This is a genomic window from Enterobacter sp. BNK-34 (assembly GCF_048684445.1).
Classification (GTDB): Bacteria; Pseudomonadota; Gammaproteobacteria; order Enterobacterales; family Enterobacteriaceae; genus Enterobacter; species Enterobacter pseudoroggenkampii.
In genome coordinates this window covers 2,451,413-2,468,963 of the sequence record NZ_JBLQUA010000001.1, presented here as the reverse complement: position 1 = coordinate 2,468,963, position 17,551 = coordinate 2,451,413, and the positions used below count along the sequence as shown (strand labels likewise).

The 17,551-nt window shown below is 62.7% G+C and carries 13 protein-coding genes; 5 read left to right on the top strand and 8 right to left on the bottom strand.

Translation table 11 applies throughout. From position 1 onward, the window contains the following. The 4 genes from entA to entC are packed head-to-tail and all read right to left on the bottom strand — an operon-like array spanning nt 1 to nt 4,413. On the bottom strand, nt 1–747 hold the full coding sequence (gene entA / locus ACMGG5_RS12020; RefSeq protein WP_420278617.1) for a 2,3-dihydro-2,3-dihydroxybenzoate dehydrogenase EntA: 747 nt from the start codon (nt 745–747) through the stop codon (nt 1–3). A 5-nt stretch (nt 748–752) separates the two neighbouring features. Further along, on the bottom strand, nt 753–1,607 hold the full coding sequence (locus ACMGG5_RS12015; protein WP_420277917.1) for an isochorismatase family protein: 855 nt from the start codon (nt 1,605–1,607) through the stop codon (nt 753–755). Nucleotides 1,608–1,617: 10 nt separating this feature from the next. Next, nucleotides 1,618–3,228 carry a (2,3-dihydroxybenzoyl)adenylate synthase EntE gene (gene entE / locus ACMGG5_RS12010; protein WP_420277916.1) on the bottom strand — a complete coding sequence of 537 codons (1,611 nt, stop codon included), beginning with the start codon at nt 3,226–3,228 and terminating at the stop codon, nt 1,618–1,620. 9 nt (nt 3,229–3,237) lie between these two features. Further along, nucleotides 3,238–4,413 (bottom strand): isochorismate synthase EntC, encoded by a 1,176-nt coding sequence (gene entC, locus ACMGG5_RS12005; protein ID WP_420277915.1) that lies wholly within the window; start codon nt 4,411–4,413, stop codon nt 3,238–3,240. 188 nt (nt 4,414–4,601) lie between these two features. On the opposite strand from entC, the gene fepB reads away from it, so the two are divergent. Continuing rightward, complete coding sequence (gene fepB / locus ACMGG5_RS12000) at nt 4,602–5,561, top strand: Fe2+-enterobactin ABC transporter substrate-binding protein (protein ID WP_420277914.1); 960 nt, start codon at nt 4,602–4,604, stop codon at nt 5,559–5,561. A 46-nt stretch (nt 5,562–5,607) separates the two neighbouring features. Here the strand turns inward: fepB and entS are convergent, their stop codons facing one another. Further along, nucleotides 5,608–6,855, bottom strand: coding sequence for an enterobactin transporter EntS (gene entS, locus ACMGG5_RS11995; protein WP_420277913.1), 1,248 nt, complete (start codon nt 6,853–6,855; stop codon nt 5,608–5,610). Nucleotides 6,856–6,963: 108 nt separating this feature from the next. Between entS and fepD the strand changes: the two genes are divergently transcribed. The 3 genes from fepD to fepC are packed head-to-tail and all read left to right on the top strand — an operon-like array spanning nt 6,964 to nt 9,748. Beyond that, nucleotides 6,964–7,968 carry a Fe(3+)-siderophore ABC transporter permease gene (gene fepD / locus ACMGG5_RS11990; RefSeq protein ID WP_248272899.1) on the top strand — a complete coding sequence of 335 codons (1,005 nt, stop codon included), beginning with the start codon at nt 6,964–6,966 and terminating at the stop codon, nt 7,966–7,968. After that, nucleotides 7,965–8,957 carry an iron-enterobactin ABC transporter permease gene (gene fepG, locus ACMGG5_RS11985; protein ID WP_420277912.1) on the top strand — a complete coding sequence of 331 codons (993 nt, stop codon included), beginning with the start codon at nt 7,965–7,967 and terminating at the stop codon, nt 8,955–8,957. Before fepD ends, fepG begins: the two co-directional genes overlap by 4 nt. Continuing rightward, the gene (gene fepC / locus ACMGG5_RS11980) at nt 8,954–9,748 is read left to right on the top strand and encodes an iron-enterobactin ABC transporter ATP-binding protein (RefSeq protein ID WP_069597968.1); all 795 of its coding nucleotides are present in this window, start codon (nt 8,954–8,956) and stop codon (nt 9,746–9,748) included. The genes fepG and fepC overlap by 4 nt, the downstream gene beginning before the upstream one ends. 87 nt (nt 9,749–9,835) lie before the next feature. Here the strand turns inward: fepC and entF are convergent, their stop codons facing one another. From entF to fes, 3 genes are read right to left on the bottom strand one after another with little or no spacing between them, the layout of a single operon-like run. After that, nucleotides 9,836–13,693, bottom strand: coding sequence for an enterobactin non-ribosomal peptide synthetase EntF (gene entF, locus ACMGG5_RS11975; RefSeq protein WP_420277911.1), 3,858 nt, complete (start codon nt 13,691–13,693; stop codon nt 9,836–9,838). Continuing rightward, nucleotides 13,690–13,902: an MbtH family protein gene (locus tag ACMGG5_RS11970; RefSeq protein ID WP_061715786.1), complete on the bottom strand. Its 213-nt coding sequence runs from the start codon at nt 13,900–13,902 to the stop codon at nt 13,690–13,692. The genes entF and ACMGG5_RS11970 overlap by 4 nt, the downstream gene beginning before the upstream one ends. Nucleotides 13,903–13,912: 10 nt before the next feature. Next, a complete protein-coding gene (gene fes / locus ACMGG5_RS11965) occupies nt 13,913–15,112 on the bottom strand; it encodes an enterochelin esterase (RefSeq protein WP_420277910.1) in 1,200 nt (399 codons plus the stop codon). Nucleotides 15,113–15,256: 144 nt separating this feature from the next. Here fes and ACMGG5_RS11960 point away from each other — a divergent pair, with 144 nt between their 5' ends. After that, on the top strand, nt 15,257–17,506 hold the full coding sequence (locus tag ACMGG5_RS11960; protein ID WP_420277909.1) for a TonB-dependent siderophore receptor: 2,250 nt from the start codon (nt 15,257–15,259) through the stop codon (nt 17,504–17,506). The last annotated feature ends 45 nt before the right edge of the window (nt 17,507–17,551 follow it).

Here is a 17,551-nt window from a genome sequence, read left to right as displayed (position 1 = left end):
TTACGCCCCTAGCGTGGAGCCGCCGTCCACCACAATATCCTGCAGGGTGATATGGCTGGCGGCATCGGATGCCAGGAACAGCACCGTGCTGGCAATCTCCTGCGGACGGGCGATTTTGCCCAGCGGAATGCCGAGCTTAAACTGCTCGCCGAAGCCGCGGATGCGCTGCTGCTCCGCATCGTCGCTTTTCCACAGGATGCGCTGCATATCGGTATCCGTTGAGCCCGGCGACACCAGATTACAGCGCACGCCGCAGCCTGCCAGCTCCAGCCCGACGGTCAGGGCCAGGCTTTTCAGCGCCGCTTTCGATGCGCCATAGGCGCTCATGCCGATGCGCGGCGTGTGCGCCGCATCGGACGCCACGGTAACAATCGCCCCGCCCTGCTGACGGCGGAACTGGCCCATGGTCAGCTGGAACAGATTGAACGCGCCGCCGACGTTGACCGCGAAGGTCTGCTGCCAGTCCTCCTGCGAGAGCTGGTCCGTTGCCCCCATGCGCAGAATGCCCGCCGCGTTGACCAGCACGTCCAGACGCTCAAGCGTTGTCAGCACGCGCCCGCACACCTCATGCACCTGCGCGGCGTTCGCCACGTCCAGCGTTTCGGTGGCGAACGGGTAATCATCCTGCGGAAACGCCAGATCGAACCCGGTCACCTGCGCGCCGGCTTCGGCGAACGCCAGAGCCGTCGCGTAGCCAATCCCCTTCCCCGCGCCCGTCACCCAGACGGTTTTACCGGTGAAATCCAGTCCCATCACTTCACCTCGCGGGAAAGCAGCGCCCACCAGGCGTCGATTGTTGGATTTTTTGCCAGCATCACGAAGTCGATATCGCCGTGTACTTTGCGCCAGCGGGCGGCCAGCGCCATCATGCGTACCGAGTCCAGGCCGTAGTCGATCAGGTTTTCGTCATCCATCGGCTCGTCGGACTCGTCCAGCAGCGGCAGGATCAGCTCGCGCAGCGCGGCCTTCGATGCCGGAATGGACGGCAGCAGCTCGTCGGTCATCACCACGCGGCCCGAGCGTCCGGCCACATAGTTCAGCGACATCAGGTGTTCGTCACGGGTGAAATCCGCGAGCGCGTCGGCAATGAAGAATGGCTTAATGTCGCGCATAAAGGCGTCGGTGGCAGTGGTCATGCAACCGATGTGGGCGTACACGCCGGTAATCAGCAGCTGGTTGCGGCCCGTTTCTTTCAGCATCTGCTCCAGCGGCGAGCGGTGGAACGCGCTATAGCGCCACTTCACCAGCACCGTGTCCGCTTCGTCCGGCGCCAGCCCTGCGACGATGCGCTGCTGCTCCGGAGAGCGGGTCAGGCCCGGCCCCCACATGTCGTTCAGCAGGGCGCGGTCTTCATCGCTCTGCTCTTTCGGCTGGGCGGTGTAGTACACCGGAATATTGTGCGCTTTGCAGAAGGCGCGCAGTCTGGCGATATTCGCCACCACCTGCTGCATCATCTCGCTGTTTTCGCCCCAGAAGTTCAGGAAATACTCCTGCATATCGTGGATCAGCAGCGCCGCGCGCTCGGGCTCAAACGCCCAGTTCACCTTGCTGGTCGGCAACTCTGCGGCGGTCGGCAGCGCGTAAGCGGTTAATTTTGGAATGGCCATATTCTTTTCCTCAGCCCCGGGCGCGTTCAGCAAGCCACAGGCGCAACTGTTTCTTATCGACTTTGCCGACCGGCGTCAGCGGGAGCGCATCCACGCTCTCCACGCGGTCCGGCAGCTTGAATTCGGCAACGCCCTGCTCGCGCAGGAAGCGACGCACCTCGACCGCGCGCAGGGGCTGTTTCACCACCAGATACGCGCAGCTCTTCTCACCCAGCAGGCTGTCCTCCATGCTCACCAGCGCGGCGTGGATCACCGCCTCATGGCGCAGCAGCAGGTTCTCGATCTCTTCGGCAGCAATCTTCTCGCCGCCGCGGTTGATCTGATCCTTCTCGCGTCCCTGCACGGTGATGTAGCCCTGCTCGTCAATGGCGATCAGATCCCCGGAGCAGTAAAAGCCGTCGGCGTCGAAGGCGCTGGCGTTGTGTTCCGGGCTGTTGAAATAGCCGCGGAAGGTATACGGGCCGCGCGTCATCAGGCGTCCGACCTCCCCGCGCGGCAGCGGATTGCCGTGCTCGTCCGCCACCCACACTTCGTCGTCCGGGCACATCGGGCGGCCCTGGGTGTTGATGATGCGCTCCGGCGCGTCGTCGAGCGCGGTGTAGTTCACCAGCCCTTCCGCCATGCCGAACACCTGCTGAAGCTGGCAGCCGATTTCTGCCGGAATGCGCGCCGCGAGCGTGGCGGAGAGGCGTGCGCCGCCCACCTGCAGCAGCTTCAGGGAGTTAAGCTGCGCGTTGCCCGCGCCGTCGGCAATCGCCTGCAGCCAGAGGCTCACCGCCGGCGGAACCAGCGAGGTGACGTTAATCTGATGCCGTTCAATCAGCGGGAAGCAGAGCGTCGCGCTCGGATCGTTCGCCAGCACCACGCTGCCGCCCGCGGTGAAGACGCCCAGCGCTCCCGGCGAACTCATGGCGTAGTTATGCGCGGCGGGGAGCGCGTTCAGGTAACGGGTTTCGGCGGTAATGCCGCAGATCTCGTTGCTGCGGCGAATGCTGTAGTCGTAGTCGTTATGCGTGCGCGGGATCAGCTTCGGCGTGCCGGTACTGCCGCCGGAGAGCTGGAAGAAAGCCACTTCGTCGGCGGGCGTCGGGTTCGGGATGAAGTTGTCCGCCTGACGCGCAATCGCCGCTTCCAGGGCGTAGTCACCCTTATCGCCGCGCAGGAGTACGACCCGTGCCGAGCGGTGCGCATCCACAAAGGCGTTGAGGAACTCATCGTCCGCGAACAGCGCGTGGTCGCGTTCGGCAATCAGCACGGCGGGTTTGATCTGCTCCGCGTAGGCGTTCAGCTCGCTGCGCTGATGGCTAAAGAGCGCGTTGACCGGCGCGACGCCGATTTGCAGCAGCGCGAAGAAGGTGATGTAGAACTCGGCCACGTTGCCAAGCTGCACCAGCGCCGTCTCGCCGCGGTGCAGCCCCTGTGCCTGAAGGGTGGACGCCAGGTTGTTCACCGCCTGATTAAACGCGCGATAGGTGATGTGCCGCTCGCCGTCGATTATCGCCACGGCATCGCTATCCGCACGATCCGTCAGGATGTGGGTCAGCGGCAGATCCTGCCAGTAGCCTTTTTCGCGGTAGCGGCGGGCGAATTCCTCAGGCCAGCGGGTAAAAGGGATGGTCATGAGTCTTCCTTAGTGCAAGCCAAACACGTTGAGCATGGTGGAAAGCTTCACGCCGGTTTCGCGCCACTCGCCCACCGGCGAGGAGGCAGGCACAATGCCCGCACCGGCAAACAGGCGAACGGTATTTTCGCGAAGACGCGCGCAGCGGATGGTCACCACCCACTCGCCGTTGCCTTCGCTGTCGCACCAGCCGACGATGCCGCCGAACAGCTCGCGGTCGAACGGCTCCAGCTCGGCGATCAGGTCTTTCGCCACCTGATGCGGGAAACCGCTCAGCGCCGGCGTCGGGTGCAGCAGACAGGCCAGGGTCAGGGCGTTTTCATTTTCACGCGCCTCGCCTTCCACCGGCGTCGCCAGATGCCACAGCGTCGGCGTGGTAATCAACTGAGGCGAATCCGGCATGCTGAGATGGTGGCTGCGCGGTGCCAGAATGGCTTTCATCGCCTGGGTCACCAGGTCGTGCTCGTGACGGTCCTTTTCGGAGGCCAGCAGCTTGTTGCCTGCTTCACGATCAAGCACGTCGTCCGGCTGACGACGCGCGGAGCCTGCCAGCGGCAGCGAGCTAAAGTGCCCACCCTCTTTGCGCAGCAGCAGCTCCGGGCTGGCGCCGAGCAGTACGCCGCCGTCTTCCAGCGGCACGTGGAAGTTAAAGCTCGCCGGGTTCTGGGCGATCAGGCGCTCCATCAGCGCGCCGCTATCAATGTGCTTATCGGTCGTGATATCAATCAGGCGCGACAGCACCACCTTGTTCACCTGCGGTGTGGCGGTCAGCGACGCGGCGCGAGCGACCATCTCTTCGAAGACGGGCTGCGGCGGGATCTCGGTGCGTTGTTCCACCTTCAGCGCCTGCGAGCCGGAAAAATAGCGTGAAGACTGCTGACGCGCCGGACGGGAAAAGGTCTGCCAGCGCTGCGGAATAAACAGAGAGGATGGCTTGCGGGTATCGAACGGGATAGCCCCTACCATCACCGGATGGGCGATGCCGCTGGCTTTCGCATTCTGGAAGGCCTGGGCTAATTTTTGCTGGAAGTGCCCCGCCGGATCGTCGCCGCCAACGGCGGGTTCACTGAAGCGGGCAAAGCAGCCGGACGTGGTAAAGCTGCGGTAAGGCGACATAAAGAAAAAGCGGTCTGATTCGAGCGTGGTTGCGGTGTGCTGAACTTCCTCAGCCAGGGACGTATCCATATCATCCTCCTCAAAATGATAAAAGAAGCAATAATGATTATCATTTATATTTTCGTCGGCTAACCTAATCCCACAGCGCCCCGCTGTCAACCGTCGGTCAAATAACTTGTGCGACAAACGCTTGCATCCCTTCCCGGCAATCATGAAAATGAGAAGCATTAACTTCAACGATAACAGGATGCCGCTCAGTGAAATTCCCTGCCCTTTGCCGTAATGCCTTTCTTGTAACAGGCCTTTTTGTTTTAGGACTAACCTCAGCGACCGCCGCCGACTGGCCGCGCCAGGTGACCGACAGCCGCGGCGTGCATACCCTTGAGAGCAAACCGACGCGCATTGTCTCCACCAGCGTGACCTTAACCGGCTCCCTGCTGGCGATTGACGCACCGGTCGTCGCCAGCGGCGCGACCACGCCGAATAACCGCGTGGCTGATGGGCAGGGCTTCCTGCGCCAGTGGGGTGATATCGCGAAGCAGCGGAAGGTTGCACGACTGTACATTGGCGAGCCGAGCGCTGAAGCGGTTGCCGCCCAGATGCCGGACCTGATTTTGATCGGCGCCACCGGCGGGGATTCCGCGCTGGCGCTGTACGATCAGCTCTCCGCCATCGCCCCGACGCTTATCATTAACTACGATGACAAGAGCTGGCAGGCGCTGCTGACCCAGCTGGGCACCATCACCGGACAGGAAAAGCAGGCCGCAGAGCGCATTGCCGCGTTTGATAAACAGCTCGCGCAGGTGAAACAGCAGATGAAGCTGCCGCCGCAGCCGGTGAATGCCATCGTCTACACCGCCGCCGCGCACAGCGCCAACCTGTGGACCGCGGAATCCGCGCAGGGCAAGCTGCTGCACCAGCTGGGCTTTGCGCTGGCGGAGCTGCCTGCCGGATTGCAGACCTCAACTAGCCAGGGCAAGCGCCACGACATTATCCAGCTGGGCGGCGAAAACCTGGCGACGGGGCTGAACGGCGAGGGGCTGTTTGTGTTTGCCGGTGACGAGAAAGACGTGGAGGCGATTTACGCCAACCCGCTGCTGGCGCATCTGCCGTCGGTGAAGAACAAGCGCGTCTGGGCGCTGGGAACGGAGACGTTCCGCCTGGATTATTACAGCGCGATGTTAATGTTAGACAGATTGAATACGTTGTTTAAGTAGGCATTTTCCCTCCCTCTCCCTGTGGGAGAGGGTCGGGGTGAGGGCATCAGGCCGCACCGTCGTTCAACACACTCTCCTGCCTGAACCGCCGCAATTCCACCAACGCCACTAACAAAATCCCACCAACCATCGCTAACGTAAACCCGCTGCTGCTCGCCGACGCCACCGGGGTCATTATCGCCCCCAGCCCGCCGAGGATCGCCGCGCCGATGGCATCGCCCGTGACGTTCTGCGCCGTCCACAGACCGTTGATGCGCCCGAGCATCCCTTCCGGCGTCTGGGTCTGGATCAGGGTGTACTGCAAGAGCGAGCTGATGGCGCTCAGCCAGCCGAAAATCACCAGACACAGCCCCCCGAGCGCCCAGACCGGCATCAGGCTAAAGAAGCCGATGGCGATAAACGAGGCCAGCGTGGCAAGCAGCATAATCAGTCCCGGACGCGCGCTCTGCGCCAGGTTGCCGCTGGTCAGCGCCCCGCAGGCCGCACCGAGCGGAATGGCGGCGTAGAGAATGCCAATCTCCGAGGCGCTCATCTGCCACTCTCCCGCCAGCGCCGGGTAGAGCACGCGCACGGCGCTCGCCATGGTCAGCAGGCCGCCGAGCAGCGCAATGCCGCCAATCAGCGGGTTACTGAACAGAAAACAAATAGCGGCCATCAGTGATTTCAGCGGATGCTCGCGCGGCTGCGGCGGAGGCGGCAGCAGCGGCAGGCGCAGCAGCGTCAGGGTGGTGATAAAGGTCCCCGCCGCCGCCAGCCCGTAGTTCCACGCCACGTTGCCGGTTGCCAGCAGCAGGCCGCCCACCATCGGCGAAATCACCGAGCCCAGACGCACGGTGAGCATGGTGATCGCCCCCGCCTGCATCAGGTTATCGCGCCCGACCAGCGCGGGCGTCGCCGCCAGCAGCGCCGTCACGCCTAAGGAGGCAAAGAAACCGTCCCACAGCCCGAGGGCATAAATGGCGATCAGCGACGGCTCCGGCAGCATAGCGTTCAGACACAGCCCGATAAAGCCCACGCCGCAGGTGCCGCGCGCCAGCAGGATCAGCTTCTTGCGCTCGTAGCGATCCGCCAGCACGCCGCCGACCATCAGGCCGATAAACATCGCCCCGCCGGTTAACGTCACCGATAACCCCACCAGCCAGCTGGAGTGGGTCATAGTCTGGATCTGGACCGGCACGGCCACGCCGAGCAGCCCGAGGGACAAAATGGAGATAAAGCGAGCGATAAAAACGGCGCGATACGCCGGGTGCGTTTTCAGCAGGCTGAGGTTGAGCAGCCAGGATTTTTGATTCATGACAAAGCCTTGAGTCTATTTCTACCCATTCCATGGGCGCACATGCTAACATAGCCAAATAAGATAGATAACGATAATCACTATCATTATCAAATCATGGATGTTGCTATGTCGTTTTCCTCTTCTTCGGTGCGCGCCGTTGCCGTGCCCGTTTTATTGCTGATGTTGATCCTGGCGATTGCACTCAGCCTGCTGGTTGGCGCGAAGCCTCTGCCCGCGTCCGTTATTGTTGATGCCCTCACCGGCACCTGCCAGAGCGCCGACTGCACTATCGTGCTCGACGCCCGCCTGCCCCGCACCCTTGCCGGACTGCTGGCCGGTGGCGCGCTCGGCCTTGCTGGTGCCCTGATGCAAACCCTCACCCGTAACCCGCTGGCCGACCCCGGCATTCTCGGCGTGAACTCCGGTGCCAGCTTTGCCATCGTGCTCGGTGCGGCGCTGTTCGGGTTGACCTCTCCTTCCGAGCAACTGGTGATGGCCTTCTGCGGCGCGCTGGCCGCCTCGCTGGTCGTCGCCTTTACCGGCAGCCAGGGCGGCGGACAGCTGAGCCCGGTGCGCCTGACGCTGGCGGGCGTGGCGCTCGCGGCGGTGCTGGAAGGCTTATCCAACGGCATCGCCCTGCTCAACCCGGACGTTTACGACCAGCTACGCTTCTGGCAGGCCGGTTCGCTGGATATCCGCACTCTTGAAACCCTGAAAGTGGTGGCGATCCCGGTGATGATTGCCGCTGCCGTGGCGCTGTTTTTAAGCCGGTCGCTCAACAGCCTGAGCCTCGGCAGCGACACCGCGACAGCCCTCGGCAACCGCGTGGCACGTACGCAGCTGATTGGTCTGTGCGCCATCACCGTGCTGTGCGGCAGCGCGACCGCCGTGGTCGGCCCGATCGCCTTTATTGGCCTGATGATGCCGCACATGGCGCGCTGGCTGGTAGGTGCGGATCACCGCTGGTCGCTGCCGGTGACGCTGCTGGCCACCCCTGCCTTGCTGCTGTTTGCCGACGTGCTGGGCCGCCTGCTGGTGCCCGGCGAACTGCGCGTCTCGGTGGTCAGCGCCTTTATCGGCGCGCCGGTGCTGATCTTCCTGGTACGCCGTAAACGCGGAGGTGGCGCATGATGGCCCCGTCCCGTCGTTTACTCACCAGCGTCTCACTGCTGGTTATCGCCATTCTGCTGCTGGCGGTCTGGAGCCTGCGCAGCGGCGCGGTCACGCTCGATTTTGCGCAGGTGCTTAACGCCCTGCTCGGCAGCGCGCCGCGCAACGTCACCATGGTGGTGACGGAGTGGCGACTGCCGCGCGTGGCGATGGCGATTCTGGTCGGCGCGGCGCTCGGCGTGAGCGGTGCGATATTCCAGTCGCTGATGCGCAACCCGCTCGGCAGCCCGGACGTGATGGGCCTCAATACCGGGGCCTGGAGCGGCGTGCTGGTGGCGATGGTGCTGTTTGGTCAGCACCTGACGGCCATTACCTTTACGGCAATGGCGGGCGGCATTCTGACCTCCTTACTGATCTGGGCGCTGGCCTGGCGCAACGGTATCGATACCTTCCGGCTGATCATTATCGGTATCGGCGTACGTGCGATGCTGATGGCCTTTAATACCTGGCTGCTGCTGCAGGCCTCGCTGGAAACGGCGCTCTCCGCCGGGCTGTGGTACGCCGGTTCCCTCAACGGCCTGACGTGGGGCAAAACCTGGCCCGCGGCGCCGCTGATTGTGTTGATGTTTATCGGCGCGCTGCTGCTGGTGCGGCGTATGCGGCTGCTGGAGATGGGCGACGACAGCGCCTGCGCGCTGGGCGTGGGCGTCGAGCGCTCGCGCCTGATGCTGATGCTGGTCGCCGTACTGCTGACCGCCGCCTCCACCGCTATCGCCGGGCCGATCTCGTTTATTGCCCTCGTCGCTCCGCATATCGCGCGGCGACTTAGCGGTACCGCGCGCTGGGGATTAACTCAGGCGGCGCTATGCGGCGCTGTGCTGCTGCTGGCCGCCGATCTCTGCGCCCAGCGGCTGTTTATGCCTTACCAGCTGCCGGTGGGCGTGGTGACCGTCAGCCTCGGCGGCATTTACCTTATCGTCTTGCTCGTTCAGGAGTCACGCAAGAAATGACAGATTCAACCACCCGCTTGCGCGGCGAAAACCTCACCCTTGGTTACGGCAAAAAAATTATTGCCCGTGATTTATCCGTCGCCATTCCGGACGGTCACTTCACGGCGATTATCGGCCCGAACGGCTGCGGCAAATCAACCCTGCTGCGCACCCTGAGCCGCCTGATGACGCCAGTTACGGGGAGCGTGCTTCTCGACGGCGAGCAGATCCAGCGCTTCGCCAGCAAAGAGGTGGCCAGGCGCATCGGGCTGCTGGCGCAAAACGCCACCACGCCGGGAGACATCACGGTTCAGGAGCTGGTCTCGCGCGGGCGCTATCCGCACCAGCCGCTGTTTACCCGCTGGCGCAAGGAAGATGACGAGGCGGTGAACCGCGCGATGCGGGCGACAGGCATTACCGATCTCGCTCAGCAAAGCGTGGATACCCTTTCCGGCGGCCAGCGTCAGCGCGCGTGGATCGCGATGGTGCTGGCGCAGGAGACCTCCATCATGCTGCTGGACGAGCCGACGACCTGGCTGGATATCAGCCACCAGATCGACCTGCTGGAGCTGCTGAGCGAGCTGAACCGCACGCAGGGGTACACCCTGGCGGCGGTGCTGCACGATTTAAACCAGGCGTGCCGCTACGCTACGCATCTGATTGCCTTGCGAGACGGGGAGATTGTGGCCCAGGGCGCGCCGAAAGAGATTGTCACGCCGGAGCTGATCGCGCGGATCTACGGCATGCGCTGCATGATTATTGACGATCCGGTGGCGGGTACGCCGCTGGTGGTGCCGTTAGGTCGGCGGTAATTGCCGGGTGGCGGCTACGCCTTACCCGGCCTACGGGAGCCGAGTGTAGGCCGGGTAAGGCGTAGCCGCCACCCGGCGCTTTTGACGTTACCTCAAAATATTCTTCAACACTGGCCCAATTTTCTCAAACGCCTGCGGTGAAATGATATCCACGTGGGCGCAGTCCTGACTGTACACCTCCAGTTCCGCCACCCACGGCGCCCAGGCAACCTGCGGATCCATCGTTCGCGTGCGCTCGGCGACGAACAGCGTCGCTTTGCCGTCAAACCGCGCGCTGTGCGCCGTGGTGAGCAGCCGCACCGCGTCGGCGTAGTTGCCTTCGATAGCATTAAACAGCTCGCTGGAGCCCTGCCCCTGCTGGGCGGCGATAAACGCCTGACGTTCCCGCTCGATCTCTGCCAGCACCGCCGGGTCAAGGCCGTTGGCCTCTTTTTCCGCCCAGTTCTGGGTTTCCGGCGGCCAGGTATCCAGCAGGCCGAGGAAGGCCACCTCTTCACCCTGCTCGCGCAGACGGGCGGCAATCCCTTGTGCCAGCGTACCCCCGAGGGAATAGCCGAACAGATAATACGGCCCTTGCGGCTGCTGCATACGCAGCGTATTCAGATGATGCTCAATCACTCCATCCAGATCCGCACACTGCTGCATCGGCCCGTCCGGGCGCGGCGACTGAATGCCGACGATTGACCAGCGCGGGCTGAGGTAGCGCGCCAGCACGCTAAACTGCCAGGCGAAGCCGGACGCCGGATGGAAGCAGAATAGCGTCGGGCCGCCGCTCTCGCGCAGCGGCAGAAGCGTTTCATAACCCAGACGCTGCGCCTGCTCGTCGCTCATCTGCGAGTCCAGCAGCGTGCTCAGCTTGCTCACCGTGGAGGCGACCATAATCTGCCCCGGCGTAACCTTGCGCTCGAACGCGCGGCTAAGCTGCGCGGCCAGGCGCATCGCCAGCAGCGAGTGTCCGCCGAGGGCAAAGAAGTCGGCCTCAATGTCGTTGACCTCGCAGCCCAGCAGCGCGGCAAACGCCTGCGCGACGGCAATTTCGGATTCGCTTTCCGGCGCACGTCCGGAGATTTTGCTGGTCAGCTCCGGCAGCGGCAGCGCCTTGCGGTCAAGCTTGCCGTTGGCGCTCAGCGGCAGCGCGCTGATTTGCAGCAGCACCACCGGCACCATATGCGGCGGCAGCTGTGCCTTGAGCGATTCGAGCAGCGCGTCGCGGTCCAGCGGTAAGCCGGTTTCAGAAACCACGTACCCCACCAGCTGCCGGGCATCGCCACCCGTTGCCGCCGCCCGGTTGAACACGCAGGCGTGCGCCACGGCCTGAGCCACGTCCGGCAGCGACAGCATCGCCCGGTCGATTTCACCCAGCTCGATGCGCTGGCCGCGGATTTTAAGCTGGTCGTCGCTGCGGCCCAGGTATTCCACCGCGCCGTTGTCCAGCCAGCGGGCAACGTCTCCGGTGCGGTACATCCGCTCGCCCGGCGCAAACGGGTCGGCGATAAAGCGGCTGGCGGTGAGGTCCGGACGGCCCAGATACCCCTGCGCCAGCTGAATGCCGGTGAGATAGAGATCGCCCGCCACGCCGAACGGCACCGGGCGCATCATCGCGTCCAGAATGCGCAGCCCCGTGTTCCATACCGGGAAGCCGATCGGCACGCTGTTGCCCTCCACCGCCGCCAGCTCGGGACCAAACGCCGGATACCAGCTCACGTCCACCGCCGCTTCCGTCGGGCCATAGAGGTTGTGCAGCGGCGCATGGGTCAACTGCTCCCATTCGCGGCACAGGTCGGTCGGCAGCGCTTCGCCGCTGCAGAAAACCTGCTTAAGCGACGCGCAGCACGCTACGTTTTCCGGCGTCAGCGAGGCGACAAAGGCGGCCAGCATCGACGGCACGAAGTGGGTGGTGGTCACGCCGTACTGCGCGAAGAAGCTCTGCATCGCCTGCGGGTCGCGGTGCGCGTCCGGCTCGGCCATCACCAGCTTCGCCCCGGCGATAAACGGCCACCAGAACTCCCACACCGACACGTCAAAGCTGCACGGCGTTTTCTGCGCCACCACGTCATGCGCCGCCAGCGGATAATGATCCTGCATCCACTTCAGGCGGTTAACGATGGCGGTATGGCCGACCATGACCCCTTTAGGGCGCCCCGTCGAGCCGGAGGTAAAGATGATGTACGCCGTCTGCTCCGGCGTCGCCAGCCGCAGCGGCTCAGCACCCTCGGTCGGTAACAGTGTGTTGTAACTAAACGTCGTAATCGGCAGATCGCTAAAGCGCGGAAGCTGTTCGTCGGTAGTAATGAGCAGGGACGGCTTCGCGTCCTCAAGCATCATCCGCAGGCGGTCGTCCGGGTAGCCGGTGTCGAGCGGCAGCCACGCGGCGCCCGCCTCCACAATGCCGTGCAATGCTAACGTCAGGAACACCGAGCGCGGCAGGGCCACCGCCACGCTGTCGCCCGGCTTCACGCCGCGCGCGCTCAGCAGGTTTGCCAGCGCGATGACCTGCTCGCGCATCTGGCGATAGCTGAGCTCAATATGCGCGTCCGCCAGCGCGGGGGCGTCCGGCGTTTTGCTCGCCTGCTCCGCCACCAGATCCGCGAGCGTGGTGGACGGCAGCGCCAGTCCGGTATCGTTGATGCGCGCCAGCTGCTGATATTCCTGCTCTGAAACGGTTTCCACTTCGCCACAGCGCAGGTCCGGATTAGCCGCAAACTGCATTAGCATCGCGTTCAGACGCGCGACGTGTCGGGAAAGCGTCGCTTCATCGTAGCGCTGCTTATTGGCGAGGATCTCACTGCTCAACCCGCCCTGCTCGTCCGGGAACAGCGCCAGCTCAAGGTCGTTCACCGGTCCGGTTGCCAGCGTGTGGGTAATGGCCTCCACATCGTCGATATCCAGCTGATAGTCGAAGACCTTGACGTTCAGCACCGGGCCAAACAGCGCTTCATCACCCGCCGCTTTCCCGCTGTCGCGCACGATCTGCTCGGCGTCGTAGCGCTGGTGGCGGCGCATTTTTTTCAGCTGGTTCGCCAGGCGCAGCGCCAGCGAGGGCAGGCTCTCCTGCGGATCGATATTGACCGCCAGCGGCAGGACGTTAAGCACCGGCCCGGTCGCGGTCAGCGCCGCGGAGCCCAAGCGGCGCATAAAGATAAACCCGGCGGCATAGTCCAGCCTCCCGGTCAGGCGGCCCAGCCACAGTGCCACCAGCGCAAGGGCCAGGTCGGTGCGCTGTACCTTTTCTGCCGCCTGCGCAAGCTGGCTAAAGGCGCGGCCGTCGGCGGCAACCTTTAGGCGAAGAATATCGGTCGTGGCGGCGCGTCCAGGCAGGGGCGCGGAGGAGAGCGAGACCGGAGAAGGCAGCTCCTTGCGCTGCTCTGCCCAGAACGCGCCGTCGCGCGCATACGCCTCGCTGTCGCGATAGCGCTGATACTCGTCCACCACCCCGGCAAACGGCGTAAACGGAGATGCGGGCGTAGGTTCGTCCTTTTTCCACGCGGCGTAAATCGCGGCGATCTGGCGGGTAATCGCCGGGAAACTGAAGCCATCCACCACCAGATGGTGATAGCGCTGATACCAGTACCAGTGGCTTTCACCCACCTGAATCAGCTGGTGAAACGCCAGCGGCTGACCGCTGTCGACGCGCAGGTTCTGGTCAAGATCGGATTCCATCAGCGTCATGGCGTCGTCGTGAGAGTTAACGCGAACGATGGACGGCTCAGGCAGGATCGTGGACTCGTCCATCCACTGCCACACCTCGCCGTTCTCCTCGGCAAAACGCATCCGCAGGGTATCGGCCTGCATCATGCCTTCAGCAATCGCTTTTGCCAGCAGCGGCGCGTCGATATCGCCTTTCAGCTCGGTGTAGTGCGCCACGCTCCAGGTGTTTGGCAGCGTGGACAGCTGTTCCGCCATCCAGATCCCCGGCTGGGCGGCGACGAGAGGAAGACGGATCATGCGTACTCCCCCGCAAAGTGAGACGGCTCAAGCGTTTGCCAGTGCCCGACAAGCCACTGCTGGCATGCCTCCTGAGACTGTGCTTCACACACCACGTGCCACCCCGCCGGCAATTCGCACTGCTGCGGCCACAGGCTGTACTGCCCCTGGTCGTTTTGCAAAATGGCGAACTGTCCCTGCGGATTATCGAAAGGATTGCTGAATTCCATACAGACTCCGTTAGTGAATAAGCGGCTGCCAGAGGGTCATCAGCCCCTGCGTCAGCCCACCGCGCCAGCAAAGCGCATCGTGTCCGCCGTCAACCTGACGCCAGAAAACCGGTTGGTGCGCGTGCAGCTCGGCGTAAATCGCCTGATTCGCGCGGAAGATGAGCGGCTCGTTGCGCCCGGCTTCAAGAATGATGCGTAGCCCGCGAGGGGATATTTCACCGGCTTTAAGTTGTTCGATTAATAGCCCGTCCTGCTGGCCGCCACGGTCTGGCCACCAGTAGGAGCCGGACTGGCTAAGCACGCAGCCAAAACGCTGCGGCCAGTGGAGGCCAGCATAAAGCGACGCGAGACCGCCAAAGCTCTGGCCAGCCACCACCGTACGGTCAGCACGGTCGCTAAACGGCACGCGTTTTTTAACAAGGGGGAGAAGTTCTTCCTGCACCGCCAGCCAGAAATCGGGATTACACGGCAGCTCGCGGTTGCGATGCGCCATATCGATAACATCGATTAAGACGTAGACCGCAGGCGGTAATTTGCGCTCGGCGGTGAGCGACGCCAGCGCAGGCCAGACCGGCATACTTTCGGCCCAGAACTGCCCGTCAAGCAGCACCGCCAGCGGACGTTCCGGGTCGTCGCCCCCGGTAGTGAAAATCCAGACGCGACGGCGATTTTTCAGGCGCACGCTTTCCCACTCAATGCAGACTGGCGGCTGATACGGCGTATCGGGATGATTCCACCCCGGCTGAACGGGTGCTTCCGGCATTTCCAGCGCGGAGACGGCATGGCCGCGCCCGCCGCGCCAGCTCTGCGGATTCAGCGGGTCGGAAACCGCATGAGGCAGCAGCTTGCGCCAGCCTTCGCGCAGCGCCATGCGGTCCGGCTGCTCGCCTTCGAATACCGCGTCGGCAAAATCGTTTTCATTCACGGAAGGGATAAAACAGTAGCTTCCGCGCCACTCGGGGCTGAAATCGCCCTGCCACTGCCAGACGTCGGTATCGGGCATGCGTTCGAGAGACTGCGGGCGGGCATTTTGGTGGTGATCGGTCACGCCGGTGACGTAGAGCCAGACGCGTTTGATCGGTGACGTTCTTTGCGTTCCTGCCGGGTCACGCCACCAGAACGTGACGCGATAGTTTCCCTTTTCCGGCTTCCATTCAGGCCCGTTTTTCGACTGCCACCACGCTTCACTTCCCGTTGTTAACGCCGTCACCCTTATAACCTCATGTTTAACAGTCTTTTTTGTTTCAGAGCAAATTTTATTGATAATATTATTGATAACTATTTGCATTTGCAATAGCGTAGTGCCCGCGCTGTGGGAAGCGCTCATAAAACAACCACAAAAGCAGGACGTACAATGAATAAGAAGATTCACTCTTTGGCCTTGCTGGTCAATTTAGGGATTTACGGCGTCGCGCTGCCCGCTCTGGCAGACGACAACACCGCCTCTGCGCAGCACGAAGACACGATGGTGATCACCGCCGCCGAGCAGAATCTGCAGGCGCCGGGGGTATCGACCATCACCGCCGATGAGATCCGTAAAAACCCGCCCGCGCGGGACGTGGCTGAAATCATCCGCACCATGCCGGGCGTTAACCTGACCGGTAACTCCACCAGCGGCCAGCGCGGGAACAACCGTCAGATTGATATCCGCGGCATGGGGCCAGAAAACACCCTGATCCTGATCGACGGCAAGCCGGTCACCAGCCGAAACTCCATCCGTCTGGGCTGGCGCGGCGAGCGTGACACGCGCGGCGATACCGGCTGGGTGCCACCAGAGATGATCGAGCGCATCGAAGTGATCCGCGGTCCGGCCGCCGCGCGCTACGGCAACGGCGCGGCTGGCGGCGTGGTAAACATCATCACCAAAAAATTCGACGACCAGTGGCACGGCTCCTGGAACACCTACCTGAATGCGCCTGAGCACAAGGATGAAGGGTCCACCAAACGCACCAACTTTAGCCTGAGCGGCCCGCTGGGCGGCGACTTCAGCTTCCGCATGTACGGCAATCTGGACAAAACTCAGGCCGACGCGTGGGACATCAACCAGGGTCACCAGTCTGACCGAACCGGTGCCTACGCTGACACGCTGCCCGCGGGCCGTGAAGGGGTGGAAAATAAAGACATTAACGGCGTGGTGCGCTGGGACTTTGCGCCGATGCAGTCTCTGGAATTTGAGGCGGGCTACAGCCGTCAGAACAACCTCTACGCCGGCGACACGCAGAACACCAACAACGACAACAGCTCCAGCGGCCTGGTGAAAAAAAACTACGGCAAAGAGACCAACCGTATCTATCGCCAGAACTTCGCGGCGACCTGGAACGGCGGCTGGGATAACGGCATTACCACCAGCAACTGGGCACAGTACGAGCACACCCGCAACTCCCGTCTGGGTGAAGGGCTGGCAGGCGGCCTGGAAGGTCTGTTCAACAGTAATAAATTTACCGACACCGACCTGGCCGACGTGATGCTGCACAGCGAAGTCAACCTGCCGATTGATTTCATCGTTAACCAGAACCTGACGCTCGGCACCGAGTGGAACCAGCAGCGCATGAAGGACTCGACCTCCTTCACCCAAACCCAGCAGGGCGGCGCGATCCCGGGAATGAGTAACGATCGCAGCCCTTATACCTCGGCAGAGATCTTCTCCCTGTTCGCTGAAAACAACATGGAGCTGACCGACAGCACCATGCTGACCCCTGCCCTGCGCTTCGACCATCACACCATCGTCGGCAACAACTGGAGCCCGTCACTTAACCTGTCGCAGGGTCTGGGGGATAACTTCACGCTGAAGATGGGGATCGCGCGCGCCTATAAGGCGCCGAGCCTGTACCAGACCAACCCGAACTACCTACTCTACAGTAAAGGCCAGGGCTGCTACGCCAGCTCCGACGGCGTGGGCTGCTACATGATGGGTAACGACGACCTGAAGGCCGAAACCAGCATCAACAAAGAGATTGGCCTGGAGTGGAAACACGACGGCTGGCTGGCGGGCGTCACCTGGTTCCGCAACGACTACCGCGACAAGATTGAAGCGGGCTACGCGCCGATTGGTCACACCTCTTCCGGTAAAGTGCAGACCGACATCTACCAGTGGGAAAACGTGCCGAAGGCGGTGGTGGAAGGTCTGGAAGGCTCCCTGAACGTGCCGGTCAGCGACACGATTAACTGGACCAACAACATCACCTACATGCTGCAGAGCAAGAACAAGGAGACCGGCGACCGTCTGTCGATCATTCCGGAGTACACGCTGAACTCAACCCTGAGCTGGCAGGTGCATCAGGACGTGTCGCTCCAGTCGACCTTTACCTGGTACGGCAAGCAGCAGCCGAAAAAGTACAACTACAAAGGTCAGCCGGTGACCGGGTCTGAAAAAGACGAAGTCAGTCCGTACAGCATCGTTGGCCTGAGCGCGACCTGGGACATGACCAAAAACGTCAGCCTGACCGGCGGCGTGGACAACGTCTTTGACAAACGCCAGTGGCGCGCGGGTAATGCCCAGACAACCGGAAACACCACCACCGGTGCGTATATGTACGGTGCGGGTGCGTATACGTATAATGAACCGGGTCGTACCTGGTACATGAGCGTGAATACGCGTTTCTGATACAGGCAGTAACTCCCCCTCTCCCTGTGGGAGAGGGTCGGGGTG

Bases quoted from the DNA above. Each gene is read 5' to 3' on its own strand.
- ACMGG5_RS12015 (WP_420277917.1), bottom strand. From the start codon at position 1,607: ATGGCCATTCCAAAATTAACCGCTTACGCGCTGCCGACCGCCGCAGAG.
- entE (WP_420277916.1), bottom strand. From the start codon at position 3,228: ATGACCATCCCTTTTACCCGCTGGCCTGAGGAATTCGCCCGCCGCTAC.
- entC (WP_420277915.1), bottom strand. From the start codon at position 4,413: ATGGATACGTCCCTGGCTGAGGAAGTTCAGCACACCGCAACCACGCTC.
- entS (WP_420277913.1), bottom strand. From the start codon at position 6,855: ATGAATCAAAAATCCTGGCTGCTCAACCTCAGCCTGCTGAAAACGCAC.
- fepD (WP_248272899.1), top strand. From the start codon at position 6,964: ATGTCGTTTTCCTCTTCTTCGGTGCGCGCCGTTGCCGTGCCCGTTTTA.
- fepG (WP_420277912.1), top strand. From the start codon at position 7,965: ATGATGGCCCCGTCCCGTCGTTTACTCACCAGCGTCTCACTGCTGGTT.
- fepC (WP_069597968.1), top strand. From the start codon at position 8,954: ATGACAGATTCAACCACCCGCTTGCGCGGCGAAAACCTCACCCTTGGT.
- entF (WP_420277911.1), bottom strand. From the start codon at position 13,693: ATGATCCGTCTTCCTCTCGTCGCCGCCCAGCCGGGGATCTGGATGGCG.
- ACMGG5_RS11970 (WP_061715786.1), bottom strand. From the start codon at position 13,902: ATGGAATTCAGCAATCCTTTCGATAATCCGCAGGGACAGTTCGCCATT.
- ACMGG5_RS11960 (WP_420277909.1), top strand. From the start codon at position 15,257: ATGAATAAGAAGATTCACTCTTTGGCCTTGCTGGTCAATTTAGGGATT.